At 50.2% G+C, this 14,585-nt stretch carries 14 protein-coding genes; 10 read left to right on the top strand and 4 right to left on the bottom strand.

All coding sequences use genetic code 11. From position 1 onward, the window contains the following. The first annotated feature begins 107 nt into the window (after positions 1-107). The 8 genes from ACAM29_RS11735 (at position 108) to ACAM29_RS11700 (ending at position 7,785) form a co-directional block, all read left to right on the top strand. Positions 108-1,418: a Rieske 2Fe-2S domain-containing protein gene (locus ACAM29_RS11735; RefSeq protein ID WP_369624238.1), complete on the top strand. Its 1,311-nt coding sequence runs from the start codon at positions 108-110 to the stop codon at positions 1,416-1,418. Between the two features lie 88 nt (positions 1,419-1,506). After that, positions 1,507-2,559, top strand: coding sequence for an FAD-binding oxidoreductase (locus ACAM29_RS11730; RefSeq protein ID WP_369624237.1), 1,053 nt, complete (start codon positions 1,507-1,509; stop codon positions 2,557-2,559). 62 nt (positions 2,560-2,621) lie between these two features. Further along, complete coding sequence (locus ACAM29_RS11725) at positions 2,622-3,500, top strand: VOC family protein (RefSeq protein WP_369624236.1); 879 nt, start codon at positions 2,622-2,624, stop codon at positions 3,498-3,500. A gap of 67 nt (positions 3,501-3,567) precedes the next feature. After that, positions 3,568-4,359: a fumarylacetoacetate hydrolase family protein gene (locus ACAM29_RS11720; RefSeq protein WP_369624235.1), complete on the top strand. Its 792-nt coding sequence runs from the start codon at positions 3,568-3,570 to the stop codon at positions 4,357-4,359. A gap of 24 nt (positions 4,360-4,383) precedes the next feature. Next, positions 4,384-5,295 carry an acetaldehyde dehydrogenase (acetylating) gene (locus ACAM29_RS11715; RefSeq protein WP_369624234.1) on the top strand — a complete coding sequence of 304 codons (912 nt, stop codon included), beginning with the start codon at positions 4,384-4,386 and terminating at the stop codon, positions 5,293-5,295. 14 nt (positions 5,296-5,309) lie between these two features. Further along, positions 5,310-6,338 (top strand): 4-hydroxy-2-oxovalerate aldolase, encoded by a 1,029-nt coding sequence (dmpG, locus tag ACAM29_RS11710; RefSeq protein ID WP_369624233.1) that lies wholly within the window; start codon positions 5,310-5,312, stop codon positions 6,336-6,338. 60 nt (positions 6,339-6,398) lie between these two features. Next, the gene (locus ACAM29_RS11705) at positions 6,399-7,145 is read left to right on the top strand and encodes an SDR family NAD(P)-dependent oxidoreductase (RefSeq protein WP_369624232.1); all 747 of its coding nucleotides are present in this window, start codon (positions 6,399-6,401) and stop codon (positions 7,143-7,145) included. Between the two features lie 22 nt (positions 7,146-7,167). Further along, positions 7,168-7,785 carry an FMN-dependent NADH-azoreductase gene (locus ACAM29_RS11700; protein WP_369624231.1) on the top strand — a complete coding sequence of 206 codons (618 nt, stop codon included), beginning with the start codon at positions 7,168-7,170 and terminating at the stop codon, positions 7,783-7,785. On the opposite strand, the gene ACAM29_RS11695 is transcribed toward ACAM29_RS11700, so the two are convergent. The 4 genes from ACAM29_RS11695 to ACAM29_RS11680 form a co-directional block, all read right to left on the bottom strand. Beyond that, positions 7,786-8,322 (bottom strand): winged helix DNA-binding protein, encoded by a 537-nt coding sequence (locus ACAM29_RS11695; protein WP_369624230.1) that lies wholly within the window; start codon positions 8,320-8,322, stop codon positions 7,786-7,788. It lies immediately after the preceding gene. A 281-nt stretch (positions 8,323-8,603) separates the two neighbouring features. Further along, positions 8,604-9,425, bottom strand: coding sequence for a hypothetical protein (locus tag ACAM29_RS11690; protein ID WP_369624229.1), 822 nt, complete (start codon positions 9,423-9,425; stop codon positions 8,604-8,606). A 214-nt stretch (positions 9,426-9,639) separates the two neighbouring features. Then, positions 9,640-11,007: a malonyl-CoA decarboxylase family protein gene (locus ACAM29_RS11685; RefSeq protein WP_369624228.1), complete on the bottom strand. Its 1,368-nt coding sequence runs from the start codon at positions 11,005-11,007 to the stop codon at positions 9,640-9,642. Next, the gene (locus ACAM29_RS11680; RefSeq protein WP_369624227.1) at positions 10,982-11,665 is read right to left on the bottom strand and encodes a GntR family transcriptional regulator; all 684 of its coding nucleotides are present in this window, start codon (positions 11,663-11,665) and stop codon (positions 10,982-10,984) included. The genes ACAM29_RS11685 and ACAM29_RS11680 overlap by 26 nt, the downstream gene beginning before the upstream one ends. A 90-nt stretch (positions 11,666-11,755) precedes the next feature. On the opposite strand from ACAM29_RS11680, the gene ACAM29_RS11675 reads away from it, so the two are divergent. Together ACAM29_RS11675 and ACAM29_RS11670 are read left to right on the top strand one after the other, a co-directional pair. After that, positions 11,756-13,261, top strand: coding sequence for a malonyl-CoA synthase (locus ACAM29_RS11675; protein WP_369624226.1), 1,506 nt, complete (start codon positions 11,756-11,758; stop codon positions 13,259-13,261). 22 nt (positions 13,262-13,283) lie between these two features. Further along, a complete protein-coding gene (locus ACAM29_RS11670; protein WP_369624225.1) occupies positions 13,284-14,507 on the top strand; it encodes a malic enzyme-like NAD(P)-binding protein in 1,224 nt (407 codons plus the stop codon). Positions 14,508-14,585 lie beyond the last annotated feature (78 nt).

The raw sequence follows: 14,585 nt of genomic DNA, 5'->3' as shown, positions 1-14,585 counted from the left end.
TTCAAATTGAATTTCAATTGAAGTTGCATTTATATTCGATAGCGAGTAATTTTTAATTACACGAACTCTGGTGAGTTGCCTAGATAGAACTGAGAGGGAACAGAATCATGTCCAAGAAGAATGCACGTGTTGCTAACGATAAAAGCACCAAGAAGCAGTATCAGCCTTACATGGAAGCCGAATGGGGCTTCATTAATCACTGGTACCCCGCTGTATTCACTCATGAACTGCCTGAGGGTGAAGTCAAGGGCATTCAGGTTGCAGGGGTTCCGATTGTTCTGCGTCGCGCCAAGGGTAAGGTTCATGCGCTGCTGGATCAGTGCCTGCACCGCGGTGTTCGTTTCTCAGCCAAGCCGATGTGTCTGAATGACGAAACCATCACCTGCTGGTATCACGGCTTTACCTTCAACCTCGACGACGGTGAGCTGAGCACAATTGTTGCCGCGCCGGAAGACAAGCTGATTGGTACCACCGGTATCCAGACCTTTGCTGTAGAAGAAGTGGGCGGCATGGTGTTCGTATTTGTCTGCGAACCGGATTGGGATGAAGAAATTCCGCCGTTGGCCAATGACCTGCCGTTGCGTTTCCCGGAAAACAACGAGCGCTTCCCGCACCCGTTCTGGCCGGATACACCGTCCATTCTGGATGAGAACGTAGTGGTTCTGGGCATGCACCGTACCGGTAATGCCAACTGGCGTTTGGCGTGTGAGAATGGCTTTGATGCAGGTCACCTGCTGATTCACCGTGACAACGCCATCGTTCAGGCCAAAGAGTGGGCGGTGCCGCTGGGTATCAAGCCGCTGTCTGATGAAGCGATCGCGATTATTGATGAGGAAAACGGACCGCGCGGATTCCTCAACCGTTATTTCACTGAGCATTATGAGCCGGTGCTGGACAACCCGGTACTGGACATCAAGGCCTACGGCCAGAATCCGAAATACTTCCGCACATCCATGTACATGCCGGGCGTTCTGATGGTTGAGAACTGGCCGGAAGATCATGTGGTTCAGTATGAGTGGTATGTACCGATCACCAACGATACCTACGAATACTGGGAAGTACTGGTACGCAAGTGCGACACCCCAGAGGAGCGTAAGGCATTCGAGTACCGCTATGAAAATCTGTACAAGCCGATGTGCCTGGAAGGGTTCAATGACTGTGACCTGATGGCGCGTGACGCCATGCAAAACTTCTATGCCGATGGTACCGGCTGGGATGACGAGCAGCTGGCCGATATGGATGCATCGGTCATCGTATGGCGCAAGTGCGCCTCACGCTTCAACCGTGGTATTGCACCAGCACCGAAAGGCGTGAACGGTTCCAAGCCTGCCCAGAGCCAGCATTTCGCATCGGCGGCGACAGGCAAATGGCCAGGCACTGATGCATTCATTACCGGTAACAAGTACGACAAAAGCTGATCATCAAATAACAGCAAGTTCTATGTTGCAGTGCTGATGACTGAAGGAGGCTAGCCTCCTTCAGTCCCTCAAATAAGGAGAAACCGCCATGTCTGCATCAGAAGCGGCTCAAGTGCTTGAGTGTGAAGCTCAAGTGACCTTCAGGTTCACAGATGGTGTCGAATATCAGGCCAGTAGCCAGCCCGGTGAGTTGCTGCTGGATGTTGCTCGCAGAAACGACGTGCCGATTACGTGGCAGTGTCTTACGGGCAGCTGTGGTTCCTGCATGTGTAAGGTTGAAGAAGGAGAGGTGAGCTCCGATACCAAGCGTCTGCTGTCTCTGCTTCCCAGTGAAGCCAAGGAAGGGTTGCGGTTGTCGTGTGCAGCTTTTGCCGATACCGATTGTGTTGTTGACCTGGATTATCCGAGTACATTTACCGAAGATCATGCGATCCATCAGGATACTGGCACAGTGACCGAGCTTGAGTGGGTCAACCACAACACTGTCCGCCTGGTGATGGAGCTGCCTGAGGATACCGAATTCGAAGACTATGAGGCGGGCCAGTACGTGCAGCTTCAGGTGCCTGGCACAGAGGAATGGCGTTCCTATTCCATGTCCAGCACGGTCAAGGATCTGCCCGAGATGACGTTTTATATCCGGGTGCTTGATCAGGGCGTGATGTCCGAATATTTGCGTGATCGTTGCCAAGTGGGTGATGAGATTCCGGTAGATGGTGCCTATGGCGTGTTCTATCTGCGGGAAGAAAAAGTGCCTCAGATCATGATCGCAGGCGGTACCGGATTGGCACCGATGCTAAGCATGATCGATACCCTGCGGTTGAGTAACTTCCGTCGCAAGAAGATTACCCTGGCCTTTGGTTGCTCTCATGAAAAAGACCTGTTTGCCATCGATGAATTGGAGATGCGTTCAGATTGGATGCCCAATCTGGATGTAAGGACCTGCGTGTCTCGTCCAGAAGGGGATTGGCAGGGACATAATTGCCGGGCGCAATATGCGATTACGGCAGATGATATTACTGACGAAAATACTATCGCATATCTATGTGGCCCACCTGCAATGACTGAGGATGCAAAAGCCCATTTGGAATCTCTGGGGGTTAAATCCGAGAACATTCACGTTGAGCTATTTGAAAGCCTTTAAAAGCGGCAGTGACTCACTCTAAATATCGTCGCGGCCTTGATTAATAAAAAGAGGTGAAGATCATGTCGGCTGTAACCAAACTATCCTATCTCGGTTTCAACGTGGCTGATTTCAGCCAGTGGAACACTATTCTTTTTGATATTCTTGGACTGGAAGTACGTAAAGACAGCCCGGCTGGGCAGACTCAGTTGAGAATGGATTCCCAGCACCATCGGTTTACGTTTTTTGAAAGCGATCATAATAGTACCGCGTATATTGGCTGGGAAGTGGATAACATTGACCAATTCAACGCGCTATACCAGCATCTTCAAACAATGGGTATTGGTGTTGAACTGGCTTCAGACAGTGAAAAAGAAGCCCGTCAGGTGCTGGAGTTAATGAAATTCCGTGGTCCTGATAACGTGGCAATGGAAGTCTGTTTTGCACCCTTCAAGGATAATCAGCCCTACGAACCAAGTTGCACGCGGTTTGGTGGCTTTGTAACAGGTGATCAGGGGCTTGGTCACATATTGTATTGTCACTCAGACATGAAGGAGGCATTGGCTTTTTATCGTGATGCATTGGGAATGCGAATTTCCGATTATATTCACTGGGATGAGGCTCGTGCTACTTTCCTTCATTGCAACCCACGTCATCATACCCTTGCCATATGTAATCCCTGCTTTGGTACCGGAGCGGGTGAGCTTAACCATTTTATGGTTCAGGCTGAAAACATCGATGACGTTGGCCAGGCATACGACCGTGTTGCAGAACTTGATGTTCCTCTGGTGTTGACGTTGGGTAAGCATACCAACGATAAAATGACATCGTTTTATATGATCACTCCGTCCGGCTTTGCTATTGAGTACGGGTTCGGAGGCGCAGAAATCCACAATGATGCCGAGTGGGAAGTCGCTTTGTATAATGCCCCTAAAATATGGGGTCATAACCTGGTCGGTTGATTTTTATTAAGTCATCATTCCCTTTTTTGGGCACAAGTTCCGGTGCCCTTTTTTTTGAGATTTATTTATGCAAGGCGCAATCATTAATGACTGTGGTGATGAGTTGTATGACGCTCTCGTTTCCGGAGTAACCGTTCCTCCGTTGACTGGACGGTTTTGCGACATGACGATTGACGATGCGTATTACATATCGTTGAGAATGATGTCGCGTCGGATTGAAGCAGGAGAGCGGGTGATCGGGAAAAAGATTGGTGTCACTTCGCGAGCTGTGCAGGCGATGCTGAAGGTTGATCAGCCCGACTTCGGCTTTCTGACGGACGCAATGTTGTTCGAAGATGGCTGCTCGCTGTCGCTGCGAGAACATCAGCTCATTCACCCGCGTGCTGAGGGTGAAATTGCATTTAAACTTAAATCAACGCTTGAGGGACCAGGGATAACCGCCAGGCAGGTCATGGCGGCAACTGAAAGCGTCATGCCTTGCTTTGAGATTGTCGACTCACGTATCGATAACTGGCAGATCAAGATTCAGGACACCGTTGCAGATAATGCTTCCTGTGGTGTTTTTGTATTGGGTAAACAGGCCATAGATCCCGCCAAACTGGATCTCGCCGCACTTGAAATGACCGTCAGCAAAAACAAGCAGCCGATCAGTCGCGGCAAGGGAGCGGCGGTGCAGGGACATCCTGCCAATGCGGTTGCCTGGCTGGCGAATACACTGGGCCGTTTTGGTATAGCCCTCGAAGCAGGTGAAATTATTCTCTCCGGTTCACTGGTGCCACTTGAGCCAGTTAAGGCTGGCGATCATATGTCACTGGAAGCGCCAGGTCTTGGATATGTGAGCGTTCATTTCACTGACTGAAGCAATTATGTGTGAGTTCTATTCATGAGCAAAAAACTCAAAGCGGTCATCATTGGCCCGGGTAACATCGGCACCGACCTGCTGATGAAAATGAAGCGTTCCGAGTGGATCGAGCCGGTCTGGATGGTCGGGATCGACCCCGAGTCCGAAGGCCTCAAGCGCGCCGCCGAAATGGGCATCAAAACCTGCGCCACCGGCGTGGATGGCATCCTGTCCCACGTGATCGAAGACGATATCCGCGTCGCCTTCGACGCCACCTCCGCCTATGTCCACGCCGAGAACAGCCGCAAGCTGAACGAACTGGGCGTGATCATGGTCGACCTGACCCCGGCGGCCATCGGTCCCTACTGCGTCCCGCCGGTGAACCTGGCTGACCACGCCAAGAACCTGGAGATGAACGTCAACATGGTCACCTGCGGTGGCCAGGCGACCATCCCGATGGTGGCGGCGGTCAGCCGCGTGCAGCCGGTGAAGTACGGCGAAATCATCGCCACCGTCTCCTCCCGCTCCGTCGGCCCGGGCACCCGTCAGAACATCGACGAGTTCACCCGCACCACTGCCGGTGCCGTTGAGAAGGTCGGCGGTGCCAAAGAGGGCAAGGCGATCATCATCATCAACCCGGCCGAGCCACCGCTGATGATGCGTGACACCATCCACTGCCTCACCGAGAGCGAACCGGATCAGGCCGCCATCACCGAGTCCGTCCACGCCATGGTGAAAGAGGTACAGAAGTACGTACCGGGTTACACCCTGGTCAACGGCCCCGTGTTTGATGGCAACAAGGTCTCCTGCTTCATGCAGGTGGAAGGGCTGGGCGACTTCCTGCCCAAGTACGCCGGCAACCTGGACATCATGACGGCTGCTGGTCTGCGCACCGCCGAGATGTTTGCTGAAGAAGCGGCCAACGGCACCATCACACTGCCGGCACGCGGCTAAGGGGAGAACAGAACATGGACCTGAACGGCAAAAAAGTAACCCTGCACGACATGAGCCTGCGCGATGGCATGCATGCCAAGCGCCACCAGATCAGCCTGGACGAAATGGTCAGCATCGCCTCGGCGATGGACGAAGCGGGCATGCCGCTGATCGAAGTCACCCACGGTGACGGCCTCGGCGGTCGCTCACTGAACTACGGCTTCCCGGCCCACAGCGACGAGGAATACCTCAGCGCCGTCGTGCCCAAGATGAAAAACGCCAAAATCTCTGCCCTGTTGCTGCCGGGGATCGGTACCGTTGACCACCTGAAAATGGCCCGGGACTGCGGCGTCTCCACCATCCGTGTGGCCACCCACTGCACCGAAGCGGACGTATCCGAACAGCACATCGGCATGGCCGCCAAAATGGAAATGGACACCGTTGGCTTCCTGATGATGGCCCACATGGTCAGCCCGGAGAAGATCCTGGAACAGGCCAAACTGATGGTCAGCTACGGCGCCAACTGCATCTACGCCACCGACTCCGCCGGCTACATGCTGCCGGATGACGTCACCGCCCGCATCGGCCTGCTGCGCGCCGAACTGCCGAAAGAGGTCGAGATCGGCTTCCACGGTCACCACAACATGGGCATGGCGATCGCCAACTCCCTGGCCGCGATCGAAGCCGGTGCCTCGCGCATCGACGGCTCCGTAGCGGGTCTGGGTGCCGGTGCTGGTAACACCCCGCTGGAAGTGTTCTGCGCCGTACTGGACCGCATGGGCGTCGAGACCGGGATTGATCTGTACAAGATCATGGATGTGGCCGAAGACCTGATTGTACCGATGATGGATCAGCCGATCCGTGTCGATCGCAACGCCCTGACGCTGGGCTATGCCGGTGTGTACTCCTCGTTCCTGCTGTTCGCGGAACGTGCGGAGAAAAAATACGGCATCTCGGCGCGCGACATACTGGTCGAGCTGGGCCGTCGCGGCACCGTAGGCGGACAGGAAGACATGATTGAAGACCTGGCACTGACCATGGCGAAAGAGAAGGGGTTGATCTAAACGAACTCATTGAGTTGAGTCGTTGAAGGTTGCATATCTCAAGGATGCAGGAGGGGGCGGATGAATTTTTCAGATAAGCGTTACATCGTGACGGGGGCCGGGTCAGGTATGGGCCGAGATGTTGCTCTGGCTCTGTTGCGTGAAGGTGCTCAGGTGCTATTGGTTGGCAGAAGCATGGCCAAGGGCGAGGCGGTAATGCATGAGGCCAGTCGACTGCCCGGTCGTGCCGTATTCTTTGCAGCGGATGTTTCTGACCCTCTTGCATGTCAGGGTATGGCAGAGACTGCGTGTAAAGAGTTTGGTGGTCTTGATGGCGCGTTCAATAACGCAGGCTATCAGGAACAGTTTGCGAAGCTGCATGAAACACCAGATGAACTGATCGACGGCGTGATCGGCACCAACCTCAAAGGGGTGCTTTACAGCATGAAGTATCAGTTGGCTTTGCTGCTGGAAAACGGATCAGGCGCCATCGTCAATAACAGTTCGATTTTCGGGCTCAAGGCGATGCCGGATCTTGCCTATTACGTGGCCAGCAAGTTTGGGGTAGTCGGTGCCACGAAGGCGGCGGCACTGGACTATGCACGGAATAATATCAGGATCAATGCGATCTGCCCGGGCCCGGTCAAGACTCCCAGTTATGACAAGGTCACGGGTGGTGACAATCATATGTACGATGACGGCGTCCCCATGCATCGTATCGCTGCAGCGGGGGAGGTTACCAATGCCGTCCTCTGGCTGCTGTCTGATCAGGCATCTTATGTTACAGGGCAGACATTGTCGGTAGATGGCGGCATGAGCGCCGCCTGAACACACCATAAAGGATCAAAGCATGAATAACGTGTTAGTTGTAACGGCAAGTGCACGCTATGAGGGTTCTCATACCCGCGATATGGCCAGCGTGTTTATGGATAAGATCAGGCAACAGCATCCTCGGATAAATATCGTTCAGCGTGACCTGACAGCTGAGCAACTGCCACCTGTCACGGAAGAAATGCTGACCGGATTTTTTTCAAAAACGAATGATTTGCCAGACCGGGTCAAGGCATCCTTGAGCTTGTCCAATCGCCTGTGCGAAGAGCTGCTTGAGGCGGATGTGATCGCCATAGCAACACCGATGTACAACTTCAATGTACCAGCTTCTCTGAAGGCCTGGATTGATCTTGTTGTACGGGCAGGGGTAACGTTTGAAAAGCTGGGAGATGGAAACCTTAGAGGATTGTGTTCCGGTAAAAGTGCCATCGTGATGTGTTCAATGGGAGGGGCATTTGCGCGGCACCAAATCAATCTGGTCGAGCCTTACTTGAAAATCATCGCTGACTTTATCGGTCTGGATGAAATTCGCTTTGTCTATATGGAAGGCACCGCGCAACAAGGGTTTGATGCTGTTGCATCATTGGCTGATGCAGCTGAAATCATTACCGACTTTATCAAGATCAAGGAGGCCTGATCAGGCCTCCTCTTCCGGCAAGGCATAGGTCGCAGAAATGCGACCTGCTTCATCGTATATGCCCGTCAACAAGCTGATCAGCTTGGATGCAACTACCAGCTTTTCGTCAATTTTGTCGATACTGGCAGTCTGTTCGGTTAAGAGTGTTGCCCGCAATGTTGCATATTGATCGACCTTCTTCTTGCCGTCGTCGGTCATGGCATAGGTATAAATCTTGCCTTGGGGTTCTTTGATCTTCGTGATCAGACTTTGGCTTACAAGCTTACGCAGGCTGTACTGAATATTGGGAATATCATCACGGTTCAACAGGCGCGCAATGATGGTCACCGGCTTGGGGCGATCCTGCATCCGGATGACATGCAGAATGATCAGCTCCTGATAGGTAAGCGAACCCAGTCCGCAGGTATTACCCAGCTGCAGACAAAAGCGCTGAAACGCTTCATGAAAGCGCAGCAGGCCCCATTCAAATTCTGTGGTGGCAACATCATGCTCAGTCGCTGCAAGGTGCCAGTTACGGTATAGAGTAATATCAGACATTATCGTTTTCGGGTTCATATCAATAGGCCTTTGGCTATATTATTTTTATCGGGAGCAAGTACCATGCCATGCCGCGATTTTGCTATAAGGTCTATTGAAATTCAAGACAAAGTTTGTTTATCAATCGGCCATCATAGCACCGTTCGGGGACATTTTTGAAGCGATACGCTTCGTTATGGTGCAACAAGGTTCAGTGAACCATTATTAAGATCATTTGCAGGACTCGAAATGCTTTGTCTATTTCACGTATTTGCTTACAGCCGCAGCGATGAGTGGGATAGCTACAGAGGCTTGGCGCCTGAAGGTGTATTGGCCAATATCCTGTCGATTGCCGCCTGTGGCAGCGCAGTCACTGTGGCGTCAGGAGCAATTTCAAGTGTGCTTCCCATCATGGAAAATGCGATGAATGTTGCCCCTGAGCCTCTTGTCGTTACATTGATTTCAATCTGCATGCCTGACTCCACCCGATAGCGCATCGTGGCGGCCAAGGCTTTCAGGTAGCGTGAAAAGCCCTTTGCTTCATTTTCGAAGGCAAAAGGCTGTTCAGCATTGCCCTTCAGGCAAGCAGAGGCCTTGGGTGTATTCAAGAAACTGGCTGCTGTCTCTTTGAGAGCGGCCAGGTCAATCACCTGCTGGTCGAAACCGATTGGATCCACCTCGCTCTCTTGTCCGCACGGCAGAGAGTTGATCAGTGCCTGCAGAAAGGATGTGTTCAGTTGCAGAGGTGGCAGCTCTGACACCAACCGCAGCAAGTTCTGGTCTGTCAGGATGTGACTGATTTCGCTGTTGTTCAAACGATATTGGGCTGAGTACACATCTGCGTATGCGTGGCGAGAGACCTGAGTGATGGATTCGATAACTTGCGGCCCGGACACCCCTATACGGGCATTGGCATCTGCGATCTGGTATTGACAGGCAGATGCTATCAGCAAGGCACCACCGAAGCAGCCACGCGTGTCTCCAATGATGGAGACTGTTTTTCGATCGGGTTGAACGTTGATGTGATGGATCATCTTGATGGATTGAGCAACGCCTTCCATCCCGTTCTTAGGGTCCTTAAGCGACACACCTGCTGAATCAATAAACAGTACAACAGTATTCACGTCATAATCAGTACACAAATTGAGAAAACGGTTCAGATCAGCGGCACTGTGAGTGTCGAAACTGCCTGCCTGGACGTAGGGATTGTTGCACCAAAGTGCAAAAGTACAGCTCCCCTTGCTGCCGAAGGCTGATCGGCTGGTCTCTGAAGTGTATGTTTCATGTATGACATCAAGCTGGTTTAGAACCTCCAGATACCGGACACTATTCCCGAACTCATTTGCCGGCATGCTCGATCCTCTTGATTTTGTTTTTCCTGTTATGGTGCTTATGAGTGGCGATCGTGCCGTCCTGTTTGAAGTGTTCGTGATTGATTTCCAGCTTTGACAGTTCGTAGATGTAGTTGACCATCAAGCCTGCTGAACTCTTCAGCCCATGAGGTTTCAGATTCGCGAACGGGTTGATTCTGTAGATGGCAGCGCCGTTGCTGAGATGGAAGCGCGCAACAGGATCGTACGGCTCCTGACCTTTTTTCACCTGTGTCAGATAATAAAAGCCAACATCTTCCAGCCAACCGGCTGTCTGTTCATCATCTGATTGAAGCGCACGGGCCTTATCAGTCAGCAATTCTGTAAAGGTATCGACACCATATCGTTCCTTGAGTACATGTCCCTTCTTGCCTGCGAGCGTTTCAAGGATATCTTCGCCAATATGTCCCTTTTCCAGTGCAATACTCAACGCAGGCATGGGCGACAGGGTCGAAAACTGATGAATTTCGGGTCGCTGCTTCAGAATTTCCTGTACTACCTGCTTGATCAGAAAGTTGCCAAACGAGATGCCCTTGAGTCCTTTCTGGCAGTTTGAGATTGAATAGAAGATGGCAGTGTCGGCTGCCGCGCTTGCTTCAAGGGGTGTGTTTTTGTCGAGAAAGGGGGCTACATCGCCACTGATACCTTTTGTATAGGCCACCTGGACAAAAATGAGTGGTTCCCCGGGGAGTGCCGGATGGAAAAACGCAAAACAGCCACGGTCATCTTCCAGGCGCCTTTTCAGTTCGTCCCAGTCGCGAATTTCGTGGACCGCTTCATACTCAATGAGCTTTTCAAGAATGTAAGCGGGGGTTTCCCATGAGATAGACTTGAATTCAAGGAAGCCCCGGTTGAACCAGCTTTGCAGGGTCGATTGCAGATCAATGTCCACCACCTTGAGTTCGGGGTGGGTACGCATGCTCTTGAGCAGGTCCTCTCTCAGAGAAACCAGTGAAGCGGTGCCCTCGCCAGGGATGTTCAGAAGTTCGAACAGGGCTTTTCTGCCACTGTTAAGAGTTGAACAAAGGCTCTGGTAGCTCTCGGTAGAACTGTTCTCGGCATAGGACTGAGACAGTTTTGATATCTGGTTGAAGTCCGGTTCCAGCCCCTGCAGAAACTGGAAAAAGACCAGTTTGTCGTTATTGGAAGAGCGCTGGTAGCGTCGCAGTATATCTTTGGCAATTGCAAGGGCAACCGCATCGCCCTGTCGTGTCAGTAATTCGCGGCAATCATCGGCAAGACTGTTGGGCAAGGCGTGACGATCATGACTTTCCTGCTGCCAGATTTCTTTGCCGCGTTCTGATACTGAGTCAATTAGCTTGCTGATCCATCCCATTATTTAACTCCTTGGTTATGGACTCTTTAAGGGCACGATATTGATTCATCAGATGTACATGCATCACTTTGCGAGCCAGGTCTCCGTCACCGGCTTCTATCGCTTCAATAATTTTACGATGCTCTTCAATGGACTCTCCCAATCTACCTTTGACGATGAGTTGTTGATGTCTTGCAAGGTGGATGACTCTGGAAAGGTCAAGTGTGATCTGTTCAAGCCAGCTGTTTCGTGCGATGCGCTTCAGGGCATCATGAAACCGGCTGTTGTCTTCGTAATAGCGCGCAATATCACCGGCAGCGGCATAATGCTCCAGGTTTCCATGCAGCTCGAGCAAACACTGCAAATCTTCACGAGTGGCCTTTTCCGCTGACAGTTGTGCGCAGTAGCCTTCAAGCATCGCCATAATCGGGAAGATTTCGCTCAAGTCTTCCAGGCTGATGGTTTTAACGAAAGCCCCTTTGCGGGGGATCAGCTCAATGAGTCCATCGGACGCAAGTACCTTGAGCGCCTCTCTCAGCGGTGTTCTGCTGATATCCATCTGTTTGCAGAGAGCAAGCTCGTCAATCCACTGACCTGGTGCCAGCTCACTTGAGTAGATCATGTGAGCAAGTGTCTCTGCTACCTCCTTGAAGAGGCCCTTCCTAGCGATCTTTGTCATATATTCGATAGAACATCAATTGAAAGTTGATTGTAGTATAATTAATAATTATGCTTGAAGTGAAGTAAAAAATTATCCGGGGTAATCCACATGAATTTGTTCGAGTCATTTCATCAAGGTTTTCAGAGCAGTAAAGACAAGACAGCGCTGAGCGTTCCTGAGGAAGGCAGGCAGGTTTCCTTTGGGGAGCTTGACCTTCTCTCAGCAAAGATAGCCAATAAGCTCACTGGATTGGGGCTTGAAGCTGGTGAGCGTGTTGCTGTTCAGGTTGATAAGAGTGTTGAAGCCCTTGCTCTATATCTTGCAGTACTGAGAGCGGGGGCAGTCTACCTTCCACTGAACACCGCCTACATGCCGGATGAACTGTCGTATTTTGTGACAAATGCCGAGCCGCGCGTAGTGGTGTCCAGGAAAAGTCAGGCAGATACCTTCACAAAGATAAAAAGTGATAGTGGCGTTGACTTTGAATTCTTGACACTGGAGAACAACGCTTCCGGTACATTGCTTGATGAACTTTCAAGTTTTGATGGAGAGTTCGAAACAGTTTCACGTTCCGATGATGACATAGCAGCGATTCTTTACACCTCAGGCACAACCGGTCGCCCCAAAGGTGCCATGATCAGTCATGGCAATCTGCTCAGCAATGCTCAGGTTTTGTCGAGTCAGTGGGGGTGGGAAAACGATGATGTATTGCTACATGCACTGCCCATTTTTCACGTACACGGCCTGTTTGTAGCCTGTAATATTTCATTCCTTAATACATCAGAAATGATATACCTCAGCAAGTTTGATACACAGCAGGTTCTCACTGAATTGCGTAATGCTACTGTCCTTATGGGAGTTCCTACCTTCTATACGCGTTTACTGAATGAACCTGACTTTTCGAGTGAGTTATGCTGCAACATTAGACTTTTCATTTCCGGATCTGCGCCATTATTAGAAGAAACATTTGAAGAGTTCAAGGTACGTACTGGTCATTCTATCCTTGAAAGATATGGGATGACTGAAACAGGTATGAATACTTCCAATCCGTTGGATGGAATGCGTTTGCCAGGCACGGTTGGTTTCCCTTTGCCAGGGACAGAGGTTCGTATTGTATCGGATGAAGGTGTCGCTCTTGGTGTCGAAGAGGTGGGTAGCTTACAGGTCCGAGGTCCCAATGTATTTAAAGGCTATTGGCGTATGCCTGAAAAAACGGCAGCCGACTTCACGGGAGATGGCTTCTTCATTACTGGAGATTTGGGGAAAATTGATAAAAATGGTTATGTCTCTATTGTTGGAAGAGAGAAAGATCTTATTATAAGTGGTGGCTATAATATATATCCGAAAGAAGTTGAGATGGTTATTAACGAGCTGCCTGGCGTTAATGAAACCGCTGTCTTCGGTTATAAGCATGCCGACTTTGGTGAAGGGGTGGCCGTCGCAGTAATCAAGGAAAAAGGGATGGATATTACGGACTCTCAGATCTCCGATTATTGTCGAGATAAGCTGGCTGCCTATAAGGTACCGCGGGTTTTTATATACCTGGATGAGCTCCCCAGGAATACGATGGGAAAAGTTCAGAAAAATATTTTACGTGAAAAATACGGCTCATAATATAATAAATAAGGATTTTCAAATGACGGGTGGTTTTATAAAAGAAGCTTTGGATTACCATGAATTTCCTCGCCCCGGGAAAATTTGCATTGAGTTGACTAAACCTGCGAATACATCCAGAGACTTGTCACTTGCCTATTCTCCGGGTGTAGCAGAGCCGGTAAGAGAAATAGCAAATAATCCTGACGCTGCGTATCGTTACACTTCAAAAGGTAACCTTGTTGCCGTTATCTCAAATGGTACAGCGATACTCGGTCTCGGAGACCTGGGGGCTTTGGCTTCAAAGCCAGTAATGGAAGGCAAGTCTCTATTGTTCAAGCGTTTTGCTAATATTGATTCAGTTGATATAGAAGTTGATACAAAAGATCCAAAAGCTTTCATTGAAACTGTTTTTAATATAGCAGATACATTTGGCGGAATAAATCTCGAAGACATTAAAGCACCTGAATGTTTTGAAATTGAAAGAGAGCTGATTAAAAGGTGTAAAATACCTGTATTCCATGATGATCAGCATGGAACAGCTATTGTTACAGCCGCTGGTTTGATAAACGCGCTTGAAATTGCCGGTAAAAAAATAGAAGACAGCACTATTGTCTGTTTGGGAGCGGGTGCTGCTGCCAGTGCTTGCATGAAAATACTTGTTAGCTTGGGTGCAAGTGTTAACCATATATATATGATTGATCGAAAAGGAGTTATTCACTCTCAAAGGAGTGACTTGACTCAGGAAAAGGCCGCTTTTGCGATACAGACAGATAAACTAACCCTTGATGAAGTGATAGAGGGCGCTGATGTATTCATTGGGTTATCAGGGGCTAATCTCTTGACACCGGATAATCTTTTGAAAATGTCAAAGGATCCGATTGTTTTTGCATGTGCCAATCCTGACCCTGAGATAACACCAGAACTTGCTAAAGAAACCAGACCTGATGTGATAATTGCAACCGGTCGATCTGACTACCCTAATCAGGTCAATAATGTTTTGGGCTTTCCTTATATATTTCGGGGTGCCTTGGATGTAAGGGCAACAGAAATTAATGAAGAGATGAAAAAAGCAGCTGTTTTTGCACTTGCAGGTTTGGCCAAAATGCCTGTGCCTCAGGAAGTGTTAAATGCTTACGGTTTAGAAGAGCTTGCTTTTGGTCGCGATTATATATTGCCAAAGGCTACGGATTCACGTTTGCTGGAAGTAGTCTCATCTGCAGTGGCCCGAGCGGCAATTGAGACAGGGGTCAGTAAAATTTATTAAATTAGCTATTCTTCAGTATTTCATGCCAACACTATTTTGAAGCGCCGCGTTCCGACAGGGGCAGGCGCTTCATTGACT

Origin of the sequence: Marinobacterium sp. BA1 (assembly GCF_041155135.1) — a bacterium.
Lineage (GTDB): Bacteria > Pseudomonadota > Gammaproteobacteria > Pseudomonadales > Balneatricaceae > Marinobacterium > Marinobacterium iners.
Note: the sequence above shows the minus strand (reverse complement) of the source record. Positions and strands in the feature narration are given on the sequence as shown.